The 17977-nt window shown below is 61.2% G+C and carries 18 protein-coding genes; 16 read left to right on the top strand and 2 right to left on the bottom strand.

Annotated elements, in window-relative coordinates; translation table 11 throughout:
- Positions 1–57: 57 nt before the first annotated feature.
- The 10 genes from KVY02_RS17070 to urtE all read left to right on the top strand — a co-directional run bounded on the left by KVY02_RS17070 (position 58) and on the right by urtE (position 11869).
- Positions 58–1752 carry a sensor histidine kinase gene (locus KVY02_RS17070; RefSeq protein ID WP_081135914.1) on the top strand — a complete coding sequence of 565 codons (1695 nt, stop codon included), beginning with the start codon at positions 58–60 and terminating at the stop codon, positions 1750–1752.
- A gap of 43 nt (positions 1753–1795) precedes the next feature.
- Positions 1796–2524 (top strand): response regulator, encoded by a 729-nt coding sequence (locus KVY02_RS17065; RefSeq protein WP_218314006.1) that lies wholly within the window; start codon positions 1796–1798, stop codon positions 2522–2524.
- A gap of 154 nt (positions 2525–2678) precedes the next feature.
- Complete coding sequence (locus tag KVY02_RS17060; RefSeq protein ID WP_081135916.1) at positions 2679–3674, top strand: Bug family tripartite tricarboxylate transporter substrate binding protein; 996 nt, start codon at positions 2679–2681, stop codon at positions 3672–3674.
- A 91-nt stretch (positions 3675–3765) separates the two neighbouring features.
- On the top strand, positions 3766–4248 hold the full coding sequence (locus tag KVY02_RS17055) for a tripartite tricarboxylate transporter TctB family protein (RefSeq protein ID WP_218314005.1): 483 nt from the start codon (positions 3766–3768) through the stop codon (positions 4246–4248).
- Between the two features lie 49 nt (positions 4249–4297).
- Positions 4298–5797, top strand: a complete 1500-nt coding sequence (locus tag KVY02_RS17050; protein WP_218314004.1) for a tripartite tricarboxylate transporter permease — start codon at positions 4298–4300, stop codon at positions 5795–5797.
- Positions 5798–6139: 342 nt separating this feature from the next.
- The gene (urtA, locus tag KVY02_RS17045) at positions 6140–7492 is read left to right on the top strand and encodes an urea ABC transporter substrate-binding protein (RefSeq protein WP_081135922.1); all 1353 of its coding nucleotides are present in this window, start codon (positions 6140–6142) and stop codon (positions 7490–7492) included.
- An 80-nt stretch (positions 7493–7572) separates the two neighbouring features.
- Positions 7573–9180, top strand: a complete 1608-nt coding sequence (gene urtB, locus KVY02_RS17040) for an urea ABC transporter permease subunit UrtB (RefSeq protein ID WP_081193398.1) — start codon at positions 7573–7575, stop codon at positions 9178–9180.
- A 6-nt stretch (positions 9181–9186) separates the two neighbouring features.
- Entirely contained in the window at positions 9187–10329 is a 1143-nt protein-coding gene (urtC, locus tag KVY02_RS17035; protein WP_016915369.1) for an urea ABC transporter permease subunit UrtC, read from the top strand.
- Positions 10326–11162, top strand: a complete 837-nt coding sequence (urtD, locus tag KVY02_RS17030) for an urea ABC transporter ATP-binding protein UrtD (RefSeq protein WP_016915368.1) — start codon at positions 10326–10328, stop codon at positions 11160–11162. The genes urtC and urtD overlap by 4 nt, the downstream gene beginning before the upstream one ends.
- The gene (gene urtE / locus KVY02_RS17025) at positions 11162–11869 is read left to right on the top strand and encodes an urea ABC transporter ATP-binding subunit UrtE (protein WP_218314003.1); all 708 of its coding nucleotides are present in this window, start codon (positions 11162–11164) and stop codon (positions 11867–11869) included. Before urtD ends, urtE begins: the two co-directional genes overlap by 1 nt.
- A gap of 16 nt (positions 11870–11885) precedes the next feature.
- On the opposite strand, the gene KVY02_RS17020 is transcribed toward urtE, so the two are convergent.
- Positions 11886–12350, bottom strand: a complete 465-nt coding sequence (locus KVY02_RS17020) for an RES family NAD+ phosphorylase (RefSeq protein WP_218314002.1) — start codon at positions 12348–12350, stop codon at positions 11886–11888.
- A complete protein-coding gene (locus KVY02_RS17015) occupies positions 12347–12796 on the bottom strand; it encodes a type II RES/Xre toxin-antitoxin system antitoxin (RefSeq protein ID WP_016915365.1) in 450 nt (149 codons plus the stop codon). The genes KVY02_RS17020 and KVY02_RS17015 overlap by 4 nt, the downstream gene beginning before the upstream one ends.
- A gap of 212 nt (positions 12797–13008) precedes the next feature.
- Between KVY02_RS17015 and KVY02_RS17010 the strand changes: the two genes are divergently transcribed.
- The 6 genes from KVY02_RS17010 (at position 13009) to KVY02_RS16985 (ending at position 17938) form a co-directional block, all read left to right on the top strand.
- On the top strand, positions 13009–14370 hold the full coding sequence (locus tag KVY02_RS17010; protein WP_218314001.1) for a diguanylate cyclase: 1362 nt from the start codon (positions 13009–13011) through the stop codon (positions 14368–14370).
- 519 nt (positions 14371–14889) lie between these two features.
- Complete coding sequence (locus KVY02_RS17005) at positions 14890–15417, top strand: copper chaperone PCu(A)C (RefSeq protein ID WP_016915363.1); 528 nt, start codon at positions 14890–14892, stop codon at positions 15415–15417.
- The gene (locus KVY02_RS17000) at positions 15417–16043 is read left to right on the top strand and encodes an SCO family protein (RefSeq protein WP_081135930.1); all 627 of its coding nucleotides are present in this window, start codon (positions 15417–15419) and stop codon (positions 16041–16043) included. Before KVY02_RS17005 ends, KVY02_RS17000 begins: the two co-directional genes overlap by 1 nt.
- 327 nt (positions 16044–16370) lie before the next feature.
- Positions 16371–17255, top strand: a complete 885-nt coding sequence (locus tag KVY02_RS16995) for an urease accessory protein UreD (protein ID WP_218314000.1) — start codon at positions 16371–16373, stop codon at positions 17253–17255.
- Between the two features lie 33 nt (positions 17256–17288).
- On the top strand, positions 17289–17591 hold the full coding sequence (ureA, locus tag KVY02_RS16990; RefSeq protein ID WP_016915359.1) for an urease subunit gamma: 303 nt from the start codon (positions 17289–17291) through the stop codon (positions 17589–17591).
- A 23-nt stretch (positions 17592–17614) separates the two neighbouring features.
- Entirely contained in the window at positions 17615–17938 is a 324-nt protein-coding gene (locus tag KVY02_RS16985) for an urease subunit beta (protein ID WP_218313999.1), read from the top strand.
- Positions 17939–17977: the final 39 nt, after the last annotated feature.

Genomic DNA, 17977 nt, shown 5'->3' with positions numbered 1-17977 from the left:
TAACGCCGCCTGGCGGTGCGTGCCATAATGACGCTCTTGCGCATCACGAGTTCCCTTATGACCGAGCCCCGCCCACGCACCCTGGCCGAACTGCAGCGCTGGCGTCGCACGCGCGCCAAGCGACGTTGGTACAAACGCAGCTTTCGCTTACAGGTCATGATCCTGGTGGGCCTGCTGCTGGCGGGTATGCTGCTGGCCCAAGGGACCTACCTGAACTACCGTAAAGCCGACATTATCACCTATCAAATGGGCGAGCGGGCGCTGGCGGTCGCCAAGACCGTGGCGGCCATGCCGCAAATCGTCGATGCCTTCTCCACGCCCGAGCCCTCCCACTTCATTCAGCCGCTGGCCGAGCGGGTGCGCCAGGAGACGGGCGCGCGCTATGTGGTGGTGGGCAACGCCCAGTCGATACGCTACTCCCACCCGGTGCCCGAGCGCATCGGCGAGCGCATGGTGGGGGATGATAACGATCAAGCGCTGATCTATGGTCAATCCTACGTGTCCGAAGCCACCGGCACCCTGGGCACCGCCATGCGCGGCAAAACGCCGATTTGGGATGAAGAGGGCAACATCATCGGCGTGGTTTCCGTCGGCTTCATGCTCGACCGCGTGGACATGGACGTGGCGCGCTACACCAAGCTGGGCTGGATACTGGTGGTCATGATGATCGTGCTCGGGTTTGCCGGTGCTTATTGGTTGTCGCAGCACCTCAAGAAGATCATTCTCGGCCTCGAACCCTACGAAATTGCCCGTCTCGCCATGGAAAAGGAAGCCATCCTGCAATCGATTCACGAAGGTATTCTGGCGGTCAATCGAGACGGCCACATTACCCTGGTGAACCAGCAGGCGCGCCGCTTTTTAGAGCTGCCCGACGAGCACGTGCTGTTGGGGCAGCCCATCCGCGAGGTGGTGCCTAACTCCCGCCTGCTGGAGGTGCTCAGACGCGGTGAACAGGAGTTCGACCAGGAAATGTGGCTGGGGGATCACCCGGTAGTGGTCAACCGTGTGCCCATCATTCACGAGGGCGAGATCGAAGGCGCCGTGGCGACCTTCCGTAGCCGCCGGGAAATCATCGACCTCTCCCAGGCGCTGACCCAGGCCAGCCGCGATGTGGACATGCTGCGCGCCCAGGCCCACGAGTTCTCCAACAAGCTCTACACCATTTCCGGGCTGCTGCAGTTGCAGCGCATCGAGGAGGCGCTGGCCCTGATTCATCAGGAAACCGAGCGTGCCCAGGCACAGATGAACTTCCTGATGCGCCATGTGGCCGATGCGGTGCTGAGCGGCACGCTGCTGGGCAAACTGACCCGCGCCCGTGAACTGGGCGTGGCACTGGAAATCGACGAACAAAGCTCGCTCTCCTGCCCGCTGACCGCAACGGGGCAAGAGGTCATGATGAGCGTGGTGGGCAATTTGCTGGATAATGCCTGTCATGCGGCACTGAATGGCCCCTACTCCAGCGAACCCAAGGTACGGCTGTTCTTCACGGATTTGGGCGAACAGCTGTTGGTCGAGGTCGAAGACAATGGGGCAGGGGTCCCTGCGGAGCACGCCGGGTCGATCTTCAAGGAGGGCTTTTCGACCAAGACCGGCAAGCACCGCGGCATTGGCCTGGCGCTGGTGGAGCGGCTGTGTCGCCAGCACGGTGGCGCGATCACCCTGGAAGAGAGCGAGCTGGGGGGCGCCTGTTTCATTGCCGTGCTGGACCGCTCGCTATGTGCCCGCAGCGATGAACCCGGCCCACCAGGCTAAACGGTTCACACTCATAATAACGACGTTAACAAGAGGATGACGCATGTCTGCGACGCAATACGGCATTCTGGTCGTCGAAGACGATTTCCGCATCGCCGATATTCACCGCGCCTTCATCGAGCAAAGCGACGGTTTTTATGTGGTGGGTATGGCGCGCAACGGCAGCGAAGCCAAAGCGCTGATGGCCGAACACGCCTCGCAAATACAGCTGATTCTGCTGGATGCCTACCTGCCCGACGTGGAAGGGCTGGAGCTTTTGTGGTCGATTCGTCGCGACCATGTGCACGTGGATATCGTCATGGTGACGGCGGCCCGTGAGGTGGAGACCATCAGCGAGGCGCTGCGTGGCGGGGTGTTCGATTACCTGATCAAACCCATCGAAGCGGCAAGAATGAGCCAGATGCTGGCGCGTTTTCGGCGCGAACGGGAGGCGCTGGCCAACCGAGCCGAGCTGAACCAGGACGAGCTGGACCATGTGCTGGCCCGGGTGACGCCCAGCGAGCCTGCACGCGCCCCTCAGCGCAGCTTGCCCAAGGGCATCGACCGCTTGACCCTGCGCCGTGTGGTAGAAGCCTTGGCAGCAGACAGCGGCGCCCTGACCGCCATGCAGGTGGCGCGTACCATGGGCGCCAGCCGTTCGACGGCACGCCGCTATCTGGAGTTTCTCGTGGCCGAGCAGGCCGTAGGCGCCGAGCTGGGTTACGGGGATGTTGGGCGACCCGAGCGGCGCTACCGCTTATTGAAGGGCGATCACGGCTGGCTGGATGCGTGAACAAAATGAACAAAACGACCATAAAGAACAATTTGTCGTTTATGGTCACAAGCTTGTCCTGAAAGGTGGCTTTCTTCTAACGTTCGCAGTGTAACCACAATTGCCGCGTGTCGATCACCGCGCATAACAACATAATTGACTGTGGAGAACGCCCATGACCTCGCTTTCCTTCAAGCGCGCCGCTGTATTTGCTCTGCCTCTGGCAGCCCTCGCCATGACCACTGGCGTACAGGCCCAGGAGTGGACCCCAAGCCGTTCCATCGAATTCGTCGCGCCTGCCAACCCGGGCGGTGGCTGGGATACGCTGGTGCGTACCGTTTCCCGCGTGTTGCAGGAAGAGCAGCTGGCAGACCGTAACTTTGCGGCCATCAACGTGCCTGGCGGCGGCGGTGCCGTGGCATGGGCGCAGATCGCCCGTGACAGCGGTAACCCGCACAAGCTGTTCGCCACCAGTCCGCCCATCATCCTGGTGCCGCTGGCAGGTGCTTCGCGCTACGACCACACGGATTTCACCCCCGTGGCGCGCCTGATCACCGACTACTCCATCATTCTGGTAGCGGCGGATTCCGAATATCAGACCATCACCGATCTGTTCGATGCGATGAAAGAGAACCCGCGTCTGAGCGTGGGTGGCGGCAGTGCGCCAGGCTCGATGGACCACATCTCGGTGGCTGGCCTGGCCTCTGCGGCGGGTCTCGATGCTTCCTCGGTGAACTACATCCCCTTCTCGGGGGGTGGCGATGCCATGACCAACCTGATGGGTGGCCATATCGAGGCGGTCATTACTGGCGCGGGTGAGTCCGTGGGCCAGCTGGGCGAAGGCAGCCAACTACGTGCGCTGGGCGTATCTGCCCCTGAGCGCCTGGGCGGTGCTCTGGCCGACGTGCCCACGTACCAGGAACAGGGTGTGGACTACACCTTCGATATCTGGCGTGGCGTGATGGGCACCCCTGACATGCCTGCCGAAGCCGTGGCCTACTACGAAGACCTGTTTGCCGAAATGCTCGAAACCGATGGCTGGCAGCAGGCTCGCGACCAGTTGGGCTGGATCGATGCCTACCAGGATAGCGAAGCGTTTGGCGCGTTCCTGGATGAGCAGAAAGAACAGTTCAGCAGCGTCCTGAGCGACCTGGGCTTGCTGGCTCAATAACCCCCGCTTCACCGTGCTGCCCCGGGCCAGCCAGGCCCGGGGTCACTGCCTGTGACCGTAAGCGCAACCTGCGCCTTCGGAGAGACACCCCATGACTCGATTGAACACTAATCAGTGGCTGGCCCTCGTGCTGGCGCTTTTTGCAGCCGCCTATCTAGCAATGGCCTGGCAAATTCCAACCTTTCCTCTGCCGCGTCCGGTAGATTCAGATCTTTTTCCAAAAGTGCTGGGAGTGACCTTGTTATTGCTAGCAGGGCTGCTTTTCTTTGAAAAACCGGTGCCGCTGGCAGGCGCTGACGAGATCGACGAAGAGGCCACCAACGGTCCGCTGCTGTTGACGCCCTGGGCGCGTGTGGTGGTCACCGCCGTGGCCATCGCCGCCTATGCCTTCCTGCTGGTGCCGCTGGGGTTCGTACTGGCGTCGACGCTGCTGTGCACCGGGCTGACGGCCTATTACGGGTATCGTCGTCATGGCATCAACCTGGCGGCTTCGCTGGGGGTAGTGCTGGCGCTGTATATCACCATGACGCGCATCATGGATGTGTATCTGCCCACTGGCCTCCTGCCGTTCTGAATACGCCGTGCCCACGCACCTGCCGTAGTTTTTTAAGAGAGATACGCCCATGGATGCCTTGAACAACTTGATGTACGGCTTTGGCATCGCGCTCGAGCCCATCAACATCGCTTACGTCTTTGCCGGTGTGTTTGCCGGTACCATCATCGGTATGTTGCCGGGCCTAGGCCCGATCAGCGCCCTGGCGCTGATGATTCCGATCACCTTCTCAATGGAGCCTGCATCAGGCCTGATTCTGATGGCGGGTGTGTATTACGGGGCCATTTTCGGTGGCTCGACTTCTTCTATTCTGCTCAATGCGCCGGGGGTGGCGGGCACGGTCGCCACCTCTTTCGATGGCTACCCCATGGCCAAGCAGGGTTTGGCGGGCAAGGCGCTGGCCATTGCCGCCTACGCGTCGTTCATTGGCGGCACCGTCTCCATCGTCTTCTTGATGCTGGTGGCGCCGCTGCTTTCCAAAGTGGCGGTCAGCTTTGGGCCTCCCGAATATTTCGCGCTCATGGTGCTGGGCCTGACGGCGGTCGTCTCGCTGTCGGACAAGTCGCTGGTGAAGGGTCTGATTGCGGCGGTGATCGGCGTCATGATCTCGATCGTCGGCATCGACATGCAAACCGGCATCGAGCGCTACACCTTTGGCTCGATTCAACTGCTCGACGGCATCGACTTCCTGGTCGTGGCGCTGGGTATCTTCGCCCTGGCGGAAGTGTTCTACATGCTGCTGCGTGGGGGCGGTGGCAAGGAAGCGCCGCGCAATGCCATTGGCTCGCTCAAGCTGAGCGGCAGTGAAATGAAGCAAATCGCAGGTCCTGTCAGCCGCAGCTCGGTGCTGGGCTTCTTCACCGGCGTACTGCCGGGGGCCGGTGCCACCATTGGTTCTTTCCTGGGCTACAGCATGGAAAAACGCCTGGCCAAGGATGGTGACACCTTCGGCAAGGGCAACATCAAGGGCGTGGCAGCTCCCGAAGCGGCCAACAACGCTGCCTGTACCGGCTCGTTCGTACCGCTGCTGACCCTGGGGGTGCCTGGCTCGGGCACCACGGCGGTGCTGCTGGGTGCGCTGCTGGTCATGGGCGTGACGCCTGGCCCCATGATGCTGGAGCAGCGCCCGGACGTGTTCTGGGGGGTCATTGCCAGTATGTACATTGGTAATATTTTCCTGCTGGTACTCAACCTGCCGCTGATTCCGCTGATCGCCAAAATTCTCGATATGCCGCGTCCGCTGCTGCTCTCGATGATCCTGATCTTCTGCATGATCGGTGTTTACGGCATGAGCTTCAGCGTCTTCGACCTGCTGCTGCTGCTGGGCTTCGGCCTGATCGGCCTGGGCTTGCGGCTGTTCGGCTTCCCCACGGCGCCGCTGATTCTGGCGCTGATCCTGGGCAGCCTGATGGAAGAGTCCATGCGCCGCGCACTGCAGATTTCCGGAGGTGACTGGTCCATCTTCATCGACAAGCCTATTTCACTGTCACTGCTGATCATTGCGGCTCTGTCGCTGGGCATGCCGCTGCTGAAAAAGCGCCGCAAGCAGAAGGCCATGGCCGCCAAATAAGCGATTGTTGGGTGGTGGTGATGGAGTGAGTTTTGGCGTTGTCAGCGCCCGGGGGGAACCCCGGGCGCTTTTTTGTGTGCATGCACCCCTCTTTGGTGCAAGGCGCTTTGCTGGTGCATGACAACTGTGCATGGTGCCTCTCGGCTTGCCCTGAATTAGTGCGTCTGGCGCAATGCGGGTTTTTTTGAGTATCGCTAACTGTCTGATTGTCATTGTCTTAATAGGCTTTGATTCAATCTGGCGCACCCCTTGCAGTGTGAAAGGTGGATTAGCCCACGGCGGGCGAATGCCCGCTCTACGCGCCTATAACAAGCCCCTTCCAAGGGGTGCAAGGAGGTTCAAGTGACCACATCGCAACGCAAGACACACCCTCGTACCCTTGGCCGTTTCGCCACGGCCGCCCTGGCCGCCGCCATCATGGGCGCCAGCGCCCAGGCCGTTGCCCAGGACAACGACCCGATCAAGGTGGGTATTCTGCACTCCCTCTCTGGCACCATGGCCATCAGCGAATCGACTCTGAAAGACACCGTCGAAATGCTCATCGACCAGCAGAACGAAGCCGGTGGCCTGTTGGGGCGTCAGTTGGAAGCCGTGGTGGTCGACCCCGCTTCCAACTGGCCGCTATTCGCCGAGCGTGCCCGCGAGCTGCTGGCCCAGCATGAGGTAGACGTGGTGTTCGGTAACTGGACCTCGGTATCCCGCAAGGCGGTACTGCCGGTGTTCGAAGAGCTGAACGGCCTGCTGTTCTACCCGGTACAGTACGAAGGGGAAGAGTCTTCCGAGAACGTCTTCTACACCGGCGCGGCACCCAACCAGCAGGCCATTCCTGCGGTGGAGTATCTGATCAACGAAGTCGGGATCGAGCGTTTCGCGCTGATCGGCACCGACTACGTCTATCCGCGCACCACCAACCGGATTCTGGAAGCCTTCCTGAAGGATGAGCACGGGGTGGCCGAAGAAGACATCATGGTCAACTACACCCCGTTCGGCCATTCGGACTGGCAGAACATCGTCTCTGAAATCCGTCGTTTCGGTGAAGAGGGCAAGCCCACGGCGGTGGTCTCCACCATCAACGGCGATGCCAACGTGCCGTTCTACCGTGAGCTGGCCAACCAGGGGATCGATGCCGCGGATATTCCCGTCATCGCTTTCTCGGTGGGTGAGCAGGAGCTGTCCGGTATCGATACCGGGCCGCTGGTGGGCCACCTGGCCGCCTGGAACTACTTCATGAGCGTGGACACCGACGCCAACTACGACTTCATCGACGCCTGGATCGACTGGACGGGCGATGAAGAAGCGGTCACCAACGACCCCATGGAAGCCCACTACATCGGCTTCAACATGTGGGCCGAAGCGGTGCGTAAGGCGGGTACCACCGATGTGGACGCGGTGAAAGATGCCATCATCGGCGTGACCGTGCCTAACCTTTCCGGTGGCTATGCCGCCATGATGCCCAACCACCACATCACCAAGCCGGTATTGATCGGTGAAGTGCAGGACAACGGCCAGTTCGACATCGTCTGGCAAACGCCGTCCACCGTGGCAGGCGATGCCTGGTCGGATTACCTGCCGGGTTCTCGCGACCTGATTGCTGACTGGCGTGCACCGATGCGCTGCGGCAACTTCAACGTCGCCAACGGCTCGTGCGGTGGCAGCACCGCAGCAGAAGAAGCCGAAGCGGCACTCGCCGAGTAACCCCCCTCCCTTGCCGCGAGCCTTCGCGGCAAGGGAGCACGCTATCTCTCCCCATTGATGATCACCAAAGGAAGAACCCCATGAGGCGTTTCCTTTCTGGGGTGTTGTGTCTGCTGTTGCTCAGCATGGCGACGTTGTCGCAGGCACAAACCCCCACCACACCTTCTGATGACGACGCGGCACTGGCGCTGCTGGAAGCGCTGGACGTGGAGAACTTCCGCGCCAAAGGCGAGGCCATCAACGCCATTGTGCAAAGCGACGACGAACGCGCCCGGGATTGGCTGCAAGCCTTGCTCGATGGCCGCCTGCAGCGCACCAGCGAGGGTCGCTTCGTCGTGGTGTTGAACAACACCGGGCGTGACTGGCCCGTGGCCGATGCCTTGACCGACGAGCCGCTGGGCGAGATGTCCCGCCGCGACCTCAACCGTATCGGCATCAACAACGCCCTGCGCAACCAGCTGCGCAGCGCCATCGCCGTGGTCGACCTCTACTCCCCCAACGTGGAACGCCGCCGTACCTCCGCCGAGCGCCTGCTGGGCGAAGTGGACGAGACGCTGGCCGAGCCTCTGGAAGCGCTGATTGCCGAAGAAGAGGATAGCCAGGTGCAGCGCCGGTTAGCGCAGGCACTGGCCATTTATCAAACCGAAGCGGGCCAGATGGAAGGCGTGGAAGCGCTGCGTGGCAGCCTGCATCCGCGTGCCCGTGTGGCGCTCAATCGCGCGGCCAATGGCGATGACCCGGTGGTCGCCGACGCGGCCAGAGAAGCGCTCCTCAGCATCGAGCAAAACCTCAAGCTCAATCGTGGCCTCGAAACGCTCTACTTTGGCCTGAGCCTGGGGTCGGTACTGGTGCTGGCGGCCATCGGCCTGGCCATCACCTTTGGCGTCATGGGCGTGATCAACATGGCCCACGGCGAGCTGATGATGCTGGGCGCCTATACCACCTGGATGATGCAGCAACTGCTGCCGGGCCAGCCGGGGCTGGCGCTGATTCTTTCCATTCCGGCGGGCTTCATGGTGGCCGCCCTGGTGGGCATTGCCATCGAACGGGGCGTGATCCAGTTCCTCAAGGGCCGCCCGCTGGAAACGCTGCTGGCCACGTTCGGTATCAGCCTGATTCTGCAGCAGCTGGTGCGCACGGTGATCTCTCCGCTCAACCGCACCGTGGTGACGCCCGAGTGGATGAGCGGCTCGCTGGTGATCAACGATGCGCTCTCGCTGACCCTCAACCGCATGTTCGTGCTCGGCTTTGCGCTGGTGGTGTTCGCCGGACTGATGCTGATCATGCGCCGCACGCGGCTGGGGCTCGAAGTGCGCGCCGTGACCCAGAACCGCGCCATGGCACGCTCCATGGGCATCCGGGCCACTCGGGTGGACATCATGACCTTCGCGCTGGGTTCCGGCGTAGCGGGGCTGGCCGGTGTGGCGCTGTCGCAGCTCACCAACGTCGGCCCCAACCTTGGCCAGAACTACATCATCGACTCGTTCATGGTGGTGGTGTTCGGTGGCGTGGGTAACCTGTGGGGCACGCTGGTGGCGGGGCTTTCACTGGGTATCATCAACCAGGTGCTGGAGCCTTGGGCGGGTGCCGTGCTGGCCAAGATCATCGTGCTGGTGTTCATCATCCTGTTCATTCAAAAACGCCCGCGTGGACTCTTCCCGCAGAAGGGCCGGGCTGCGGAGGGCTAACCCATCATGATGACATCATCTTCTCAACGGTTCTGGCTGCTACGCCCGTTCGGCGAACGGGCCACCCAGCTCTTTCTCGGCGTGCTGCTGGCCGCCCTGGTGCTGGTCACCGTACTGCACGTGGCAGTGCCGCAAGGGCATCCGCTGCATGTCAACGCCTACACCGTGAACCTGTTCGGCAAGTACCTGAGCTATGCGCTGCTGGCCGTGGCGGTGGACCTGGTGTGGGGCTATCTGGGCATTCTGAGCCTGGGCCACGGGGCGTTCTTCGCCATTGGCGGCTACGCCATGGGCATGTACCTGATGCGCCAGATTGGCGACCGTGGCACCTACGGCCACCCGGTTCTGCCCGACTTCATGGTGTTTCTGAACTGGGACAGCCTGCCCTGGTACTGGCTGGGCTTCGATATGGCCTGGTTCGCCTTTGCCATGGTGCTGCTGGCCCCTGGCCTGCTGGCGCTGGTGTTCGGCTTCCTGGCGTTCCGCTCGCGGGTGACCGGGGTGTATCTGTCGATCATCACCCAGGCGCTGACGTTTGCCCTGATGCTGGCTTTCTTCCGCAACGAGATGGGCTTCGGCGGCAACAATGGCCTCACCGATTTCCGTGAGCTGCTGGGCTTCAACCTGCGCAGCAACGACACGCGGCTGGGGCTGTTCATTGCCACTGGGGTGGCGCTGGCGCTGGGCTACATCCTGTGCCGCGCCATTGTCACCAGCAAGCTGGGCCGTGTGTGCGTGGCCACCCGCGATGCCGAAGCGCGTACGCGTTTCATCGGCTACCGGGTCGAACGCTTCCAGCTGTTCGTGTTCGTGGTCTCGGCCATGCTGGCGGGCCTGGCGGGGGCGCTTTATGTGCCTCAGGTAGGCATCATCAACCCCAGCGAATTCTCGCCGCTGTTCTCCATCGAAATCGTGCTTTGGGTAGCACTGGGTGGGCGGGCCACGCTGTACGGTGCCGTCATTGGGGCGATTCTGGTCAACTACGCCAAAACCGTGTTTACCGGGGTCATGCCGGATGCCTGGCTGTTTGCCCTGGGCGCGCTGTTCGTACTGGTCACGGTCTTCCTGCCCAAGGGCGTCGCGGGCCTTTTGAGCCACGTGAAGCGCCGTCGCAAAGCCGAACAACCGCCTACGGAGGCTGCAGCATGAGCCTGATACAATCGCTGAAAGCACGCGACCGAGTGTTCGACTTCATGGCGGGGGAAGCCTCGCCGGTGGACGTTCGCCACGGCCCGATTCTGTACATGGAAGACGTGACGGTGAGCTTCGATGGCTTCAAGGCCATCAATAACCTCAACCTGACCATCGACGACGGCGAGTTGCGCTGCATCATCGGCCCCAACGGGGCCGGTAAAACCACCATGATGGACATCATCACCGGCAAGACCCGCCCCAACCAGGGCAGCGTCTGGTTCGGCAGCCGCCATAACCTGCTGCAAATGAACGAGCCGGAAATCGCCAGCCTCGGCATTGGCCGCAAGTTCCAGAAGCCCACGGTGTTCGAAGCGCTCAGCGTGTTCGACAATCTGGAGCTGGCCATGGCCGCCGACAAGCGCATCTTTCCCACGCTGACCGCCCGCATGACCAGCGAGATCAGCGACCGCATCGACGACGTGCTGGACACCATCGGCCTGACCGCGCTGCGCTTCCAGCCCGCCGGGATTCTCTCCCACGGCCAGAAGCAGTGGCTGGAGATCGGAATGCTGCTGATGCAGCGCCCGCGCCTGCTGCTGGTGGACGAGCCGGTGGCCGGGATGACCGAACAGGAGATGGAGCGCACTGCCGAGCTGCTTACGGGGCTGGCTGGCAAACAGTCGGTGGTGGTGGTGGAGCACGACATGGGCTTTGTACGCTCGATTGCGCGCAAGGTGACCGTGCTGCACCAGGGCAGCGTGCTGGCCGAAGGCAGCATGGATCAGGTCTCCAATGACCCGAAAGTGGTCGAAGTGTACCTGGGCGCGGACGAGGAGGAGATGGCCTGATGCTGACCGTCGACAAGTTGAACCAGTTTTACGGCGAAAGCCACACCCTGTGGGATCTGGACCTGGAGGTGCCCACCGGGCAGTGCACCTGCGTGATGGGCCGCAACGGGGTGGGTAAAACCACCCTGATGAAAGCCATCATGGGGGAAGTGGCGGTGAAGAGCGGCCAGCTGCGCTACCAGGGCGATGGTGGCGAGATTGAGCTCACCAAAAAAGCCGTGGAGGCGCGCTCGCGCTTGGGCATCGGTTTCGTGCCCCAGGGGCGGCAGATTTTCCCGCTGCTGACGGTGGAGGAGAACCTGCGCACTGGGCTTGCCGCCCGAGGCGACGGGCTGAAGAAGATTCCCGAGCGCATCTACGAGCTGTTTCCGGTACTCAAGGAGATGAAGCACCGCCGTGGCGGCGATTTGTCCGGCGGACAACAGCAGCAGCTCGCCATTGGCCGCGCGCTGGTCATCGAACCGAAACTGCTGATTCTGGACGAGCCCGGCGAGGGCATTCAGCCCAATATCGTCGCCCAGATTGGTCAGGTGATTCGCCAACTGATCAAAGAGGACGGCCTGACGGTGCTGCTGGTCGAGCAGAAGCTACCCTTCGCCCGCAAATACGCCGACCGCTTCGTGATCATGGACCGCGGCCGCCCGGTGGCCAAAGGCGATATCAGCGAACTCTCCAACGAGCTGATCAAACAGCATTTGACGGTTTGAGTTATCCACACCCGGTTTACAGCCGTGGATCGGGTTGAAACGGCAGTTCCTCGGCGCTGGCAACGGCGTGCTCGAACAAGGGGTGGGCCGGGTTGAGCATGTAATTAAGCTCTCTCGGCACCACCACGCTGGGCAGGGCCAGCGCCAGGCTCTGGCCGGAGGCTAGCCAGCCATCGCCCAGGTCGGCGGTTTCCGCAGGTGCTGGCGCTTCCCGCCAGTTTTCGGGTAAATCTTCCTCTCCAATGCTCAAAATGCTCTGATTGGGCAGCGTCAGTCGCAGCAGCGCATAGGCGTTGAGCAGCCGATAGCTCTCCAGATGCACCATGATTTCCAGCAGTGCCAACGACTCTGAGCTGGCTACATACACACAGGCATTGCCTGGGCTGTTCCAGCGCCCGCCGTAAAGCCGTGCGCCCTCGCCATCAAACGCGCTCTCCTGAAACTTGCGCTTCACCAGCCGGTAAGCGGTGACCTCGCTCATACCGAGACCCCGTGCTCCAACCGCCCGATCAGATTCAGCACCGTTTGGTACTCCGCCGAGGTGGCGCTCATTTCAACGGGGCGACGTCCGCCTAGCCCGGCATTGGGTTTGAGCAGCCAGGCGCGGGCACCCTCCGCGTCCCCCTCGAACAGATCCAGCGCCGCTTTGAAAAGCTCGGCAAAGCGATACAGCCGGTCGCTTTCCGCCATCTTGAAGCGGCCTGACTTGGCGCGGCGGCTCAGTGTGGCGGAAGGGATATCCACATAGCGCGCCAGCGCCTTCTGCTCGATACCGGATACCTTGGCAAGCCTTGGGTATACCCGGTACTCCACCCCCTCATGCAGCAGCTCATGCAGCTTACGCCCTCGGGCAGGCAGGCCAATTTGCTGCCAATAGCCGGAGGCCACGGCTTTGGTGGGTTGATATTGGGAGAAGGTAGCGGTCATTGGGGACCTCCTTTTGATATATTGCCTCTATATCAAATGGTATATTCGAGGTTGGTCGCTGCGTCAAGGCAGCGCTTGCCTCTGGGGGAGTGAACGGTGAAGTTAGCGCCACAAACCGCACCAAAAGGCCCAAAACCCTGCTTTGGATGCGTATTGGCGCCCCTTTTTTATGTGTAACATGGATGTTTTCCGCAAAGGACATCGGGTGGGGTATGCGCTACAAGGATAAACATCAGCTGGCTGCCGAGTGGCTGACGCTGCTGGAGCGTACGCCGGTGGCGCTGCGCCAGGCCGTCGAGCAGCTGGCCCATGCCCACCAGGCGCCGTTTGCCGAGCACTTTTACCGGGTCATGCTGGATGACCCCCATGCCTCGCTGTTTCTCTCCAACGAGCAGGTCGAAAAACGCCTGCATCCTTCCATGCAGCGTTGGCTCAGTGCCATGTTTGCCGTCGAGCACGCGGATCTCGAGGCGCTGGTAGAACACCAGGAGAAAATAGGCCAGATACATGCGCGCATCGACATTCCGGTAAACCTGGTGCTGAGCGGTGCCCGGCAGCTGAAGCAGGTGTTTTACGAACAGATCAATCGCTCGATCCAGGCGCCGCTGTCGGCGGGCGAGGCGGCTGTGTACGTTTCTGACCATATCGACATGGCCATGGAGATCATGAGCCATGCCTATTCGGTGGCCAATAATCGCCATGCGCGCACCGAAGAAGCCTACAAGCTTTTTTCGCTCACCCAGAGTATCGGCGATGAGCGCGAACGGCAGCGGGCGGCGCTGCTCAACTGGGAAAATGCGCTGATGTTTGCCGTGGCGGCGCAGCAGGAGACCAGCGCCTTGCCCCGCCTGGCCAGCTCCGAATTTGGCCTGTGGTATTTGCACAAGGCGTGCCATGCCTTCGAAGGCGCGCCGGAGGTTGCCGTCATTTCGCGACATATCCATCTGGTGGACGACCAATGGATGGCGCAGTTGACGGATGCCGACAGCGCATTGCGCCTGGCCGCGCTGAGCCATATTCGGGATGCAGCGCGCACGATTCTGATGCTGCTGGACGATATTCTGGACCGTGCCTCGGGGCTGGACGCGGGTCGCGATAGCCTCACTCGCTTGCTGAACCGTAAATTTCTGTCGGTGGTGCTGAACCGTGAAATCGAGCTGGCTCGGCGCTCGGAGAAGTGTTTTGCCTTGCTCATGGTGGACATCGATCACTTCAAGTCGATCAACGATACCCATGGCCATGATGCGGGCGATAACGTGCTGCAACAGGTCGCCAGCATTCTGGATCGCTCTACCCGAGGCGGCGATTACGTGTTTCGGATGGGCGGTGAAGAGTTCTTGATTGTTCTGGTGGATACGGACCCGGACGGAAGCCGCCTGTTCGCCGAGCGGCTACGCCAGGCCGTGGCCAAAGAGCCGATGCTGGCGACGGCGGATACACTGCTGAGCGTTACCGTGAGCGTAGGGCTCACGTTGCACGACGGCCATCCGGATTACCAGTATTCCATGCAGCGCGCCGACCAGGCGCTCTATCAGGCAAAACGCAGTGGACGTAACCGTGTGGTCGTGCAGTGAGGTAGTGGGTTGAGGTAGTGCGTTGAGATAGTACGTTGAGATAGTACGTTGAGATAGTGCGTTGAGTGGTCAAATTGACACATGGACTGGAGCACACCACGCTTTGCTCTGATAATGAGCACCCTTGCAACTGGTCAAGCGTGTCACGAGCAAGAGCACAATAACAATCAGGATCAGCTTATCCCATGACGAATCGGTGGCATCGACAGAGAGATCAGCGCAAGGGTAGCGTCACTGCTATCGTAGTGTCGTATGTTATCCTTTTGCACGTCCTGTTCGGTGCCTATGCACAGGCAGCGCTGCTTGGCGATGGCGCTCACTCTCCATTGTTCGTGCTATGTGACCCCCATGGTGTGGCGGCCAATCAGGACGGCAGGTCAGAGACCTCGGGCTCCAGCGAACTCAATAACCTCCTGTGCAAGTCGGCCTGCGCACTGGGTGCGGGACTCACGAGCGTACCGCAAGGCATTATCACGTTGGCCGGCATGGAGGCCTTGCCTCCTTATAATGGAGTTTTCCATGTTCATGCTTCGTACAGCACTGTTTTCCTCGCTGCTATTGGTCAGCACCACTCTGCTTGCCCATCACGGCGGTTCTCATGATGGGGATTCGGGGGATCACGACTCACGCATTGAAATTTCTCAGCCCTGGACTCGTGCTACGCCACCTGGCGCAGGCGCAGGAGGTGGTTTTGTCACGATTACCAATCATGGCGATCAGGATGACCGCCTGATGGGTGTTACCACACCTATTACCGAGCACAGTGAAATTCACACCATGGAAATGGATGGCGATGTGATGCGTATGGCGCCCCTGCCTGGCGGTATCGAATTGCCCGCAGGCAGTACGGTAACGCTGGCACCGGGTGGGCTGCATCTCATGTTCATGGAGCTACCAGCGCCGATCGTGGAGGGAGAACCTGTGCCCGTCACGCTGGAGTTTCAGCATGCCCCAAGTATCGATGTAGAGCTGCACGTCTTGCCGCCGGGTGCCTCGCCTGAAGGTGCTGCTTCGGAAGGGATGTCGCACAGCCACCCAGTGCACTGATGCAGCGCCGCGACGTTGCGCTGCTTTCCATTGGCTCGTTGGTATTGCTACTGACGTTGGCCGTGTTTTTTGTGGTCTTCGGCCGTCAATCCGAGGGCCCGACGCTGGCCGAGCTGGGTGGGCAATTTCAGTTGGTGGATACTGAAGGTGGGGTCGTTACGCAAGATGAGCTGATCGGAAAGCCGACACTGTTGTTTTTTGGCTTTACCTACTGCCCGGATGTTTGCCCTAACACGCTGTTCAAACTCTCGCGTTTGATTCAGCAGTTGGGGCCGCAGGCAGATCAGTTCAACTATCTCTTTGTTTCTCTGGACTGGCAGCGTGATGGCCCTGAACAGCTGGCGCGCTACCTTTCGGTGTTCGACGAGCGCATACGAGGTCTGTCTGGAAACGAGGCACAAATTGACGCAATGGCTGACGCCTATCAGGTTCAGTACGAGCGTGTGTCACTCGGACAAGGCGATTACACCCTCAGCCATACGGCTGCCACCTACCTATTGGATCGCGAAGGCAACGTCGTGGGCACTCTGGCCTACGATGTCGAGCCGGAGTTTGCCAAGGCATCCCTGATATCCTTACTGTCATCTTCCGCGCCGCTGCATCGCGGCGAGCAGCGACACCCCTAAGGAGGCGTGGCCACTGGGTAACAGGTGGGCAAGGCACTAAGAGGGTGTCTACAAACCAATACGGTTAGCTCATTGCGTCACGGTGTCGCGCAAGCCTTGGCATGCCTTTTTTTGGTGCGTACTTAAAGCGCTGCGCTTTTTTATGTGCTTTTTTGGTGCAAAAGGCGACTGGTTTCCCTGGTGGGAGGGGCTGCCAGCAAAGAGCCTATGCCGAGACAAGGGCTATGACAGGGGCTATGGCAAGGGCTATGGCGGCGCCTTCACCATTTTGGCGCACTCCTTGCATTTGTAAGCCAATGATTTATCCACAAGGAAGCGACAGCGCCCATGATATTGAGCGAACTCGCCCTACCCGCTGCTGGTTCCGGCCACCGCTTTGACGCCGAGCGCCGCTGGGCCGCCTCGCTGGCCCTGCGCTTTGCCAACCGCGATGGCGTGACCCGATTAATGCAGGCGCGCCACCAAGGGCCGCTACGGGTGCAGCGCCCCTTCTACCCGGAAGGCAGCCAGGAAGCGTGCCACGTTTACGTGTTGCACCCGCCTGGCGGGCTGGTGAGCGGTGATGCGCTGACCATCCGTGCCCATGTGGAGCGCGGCGCCCACGCGCTGCTCACCACGCCCGCTGCCAACAAGCTTTACAAAGCCGACAGCCAAGGGGTCGCCTGGACCCAGCTCACCGAACTCACGGTGGAGGCGGGCGCTACCCTGGAGTGGCTGCCTCAGGAGACCATCGCCTTTGACGGTTCAAAGGGCCACCAGCGCACCCATATCGCGCTGCACGGTGATGCCCGCTGCCTGGGCTGGGAAGTGATGGCGCTTGGCCGCCCGGCCAGCGATTTACCCTACGTTTCCGGGCAGATCGAGCAGCACTTCCGCCTGACTCTGGACGGCAAGCCGCTATGGCTGGAGCGCCAGCCGCTGGACCCCGCACACCCGCGCTTCGTGGGCCGCTGGGGGCAGGGCGGCGCGACGGTGCAGGCCACGCTGTGGGCCGTGGGGCTCGATGATGCCCCGGCGGCCATCGAAGCACTGCGCGAGGCGCTGCCGGATAACCCCCGCTGGGCAGTGACGGAGCGCCATGGCGTACTGCTGATGCGCTATTTAGGTGCATCCCGAAACGAAGCCTGGGCCCTGTGTGAACACGCCTGGCAGCTACTACGCCCGCGCTGGATCGAACGCGATGCGCATACCCCGCGTATTTGGCTAACCTGATTGGCAACACCTCGATGATGCTGGAGACACTCCATGGAACTGACCCCAAGAGATAAAGACAAGCTGATGCTGTTCACGGCCGCCCAGCTTGCCGAGCGGCGCAAGGCGCGCGGCCTGAAACTCAACTACCCCGAGGCGGTGGCGCTGATTAGTTTTGAAATTATGGAAGGCGCACGAGACGGCCGCAGCGTCGCTGACCTGATGAGTTACGGGCGCGAGATCCTCACCCGTGACGATGTCATGGAAGGCGTGGCCGAGATGGTCGATGAAGTGCAGGTAGAAGCCACCTTCCCCGATGGCACCAAGCTGGTCACCGTCCACACCCCTATCAACTAACCGTCCACCGCTAGGAGAGCGCCATGATTCCCGGTGAGTATCAGTTGCACGAAGCGGATATCGAGCTGTGTGCGGGCCGCGAACGCATCAGCGTAGAGGTGGCCAATACCGGCGACCGCCCTATTCAGCTCGGCTCCCACTACCATTTTGCCGAAGCCAATCCGGCGCTGGTGTTTGACCGCGATAAAACCCGTGGCTACCGGCTGGACGTCGCCGCAGGCACCGCCATCCGCTTCGAACCCGGCCAAACCCGCGAAGTCACGCTGATACCGTTCGTCGGCAAGCGGGAAATCTACGGCTTCCGTGGCGATGTGATGGGGCCGCTGGATCGTCCTCTGAATAGCTAATGGCGTCAGGCGATTAGGCTCCCCCTTGCCAAGCTTCAT

The sequence above is a fragment of the Halomonas sp. 18071143 genome, assembly GCF_019211725.1.
Classification (GTDB): domain Bacteria; phylum Pseudomonadota; class Gammaproteobacteria; order Pseudomonadales; family Halomonadaceae; genus Vreelandella; species Vreelandella stevensii.
This window is presented reverse-complemented; position numbering and strand designations above follow the sequence as displayed.

What these genes read in the sequence shown, in the direction of transcription:
- ureA (WP_016915359.1), top strand. Translation starts at nt 17,289, where the DNA reads ATGGAACTGACCCCAAGAGATAAAGACAAGCTGATGCTGTTCACGGCC.
- KVY02_RS17000 (WP_081135930.1), top strand. Translation starts at nt 15,417, where the DNA reads ATGCAGCGCCGCGACGTTGCGCTGCTTTCCATTGGCTCGTTGGTATTG.
- urtC (WP_016915369.1), top strand. Translation starts at nt 9,187, where the DNA reads ATGATGACATCATCTTCTCAACGGTTCTGGCTGCTACGCCCGTTCGGC.
- KVY02_RS17005 (WP_016915363.1), top strand. Translation starts at nt 14,890, where the DNA reads ATGTTCATGCTTCGTACAGCACTGTTTTCCTCGCTGCTATTGGTCAGC.
- KVY02_RS17055 (WP_218314005.1), top strand. Translation starts at nt 3,766, where the DNA reads ATGACTCGATTGAACACTAATCAGTGGCTGGCCCTCGTGCTGGCGCTT.
- KVY02_RS17010 (WP_218314001.1), top strand. Translation starts at nt 13,009, where the DNA reads ATGCGCTACAAGGATAAACATCAGCTGGCTGCCGAGTGGCTGACGCTG.
- KVY02_RS17070 (WP_081135914.1), top strand. Translation starts at nt 58, where the DNA reads ATGACCGAGCCCCGCCCACGCACCCTGGCCGAACTGCAGCGCTGGCGT.
- KVY02_RS17015 (WP_016915365.1), bottom strand. Translation starts at nt 12,796, where the DNA reads ATGACCGCTACCTTCTCCCAATATCAACCCACCAAAGCCGTGGCCTCC.
- urtE (WP_218314003.1), top strand. Translation starts at nt 11,162, where the DNA reads ATGCTGACCGTCGACAAGTTGAACCAGTTTTACGGCGAAAGCCACACC.
- KVY02_RS17065 (WP_218314006.1), top strand. Translation starts at nt 1,796, where the DNA reads ATGTCTGCGACGCAATACGGCATTCTGGTCGTCGAAGACGATTTCCGC.
- KVY02_RS16995 (WP_218314000.1), top strand. Translation starts at nt 16,371, where the DNA reads ATGATATTGAGCGAACTCGCCCTACCCGCTGCTGGTTCCGGCCACCGC.
- KVY02_RS17050 (WP_218314004.1), top strand. Translation starts at nt 4,298, where the DNA reads ATGGATGCCTTGAACAACTTGATGTACGGCTTTGGCATCGCGCTCGAG.
- KVY02_RS17020 (WP_218314002.1), bottom strand. Translation starts at nt 12,350, where the DNA reads ATGAGCGAGGTCACCGCTTACCGGCTGGTGAAGCGCAAGTTTCAGGAG.
- urtB (WP_081193398.1), top strand. Translation starts at nt 7,573, where the DNA reads ATGAGGCGTTTCCTTTCTGGGGTGTTGTGTCTGCTGTTGCTCAGCATG.
- KVY02_RS17060 (WP_081135916.1), top strand. Translation starts at nt 2,679, where the DNA reads ATGACCTCGCTTTCCTTCAAGCGCGCCGCTGTATTTGCTCTGCCTCTG.
- urtD (WP_016915368.1), top strand. Translation starts at nt 10,326, where the DNA reads ATGAGCCTGATACAATCGCTGAAAGCACGCGACCGAGTGTTCGACTTC.
- KVY02_RS16985 (WP_218313999.1), top strand. Translation starts at nt 17,615, where the DNA reads ATGATTCCCGGTGAGTATCAGTTGCACGAAGCGGATATCGAGCTGTGT.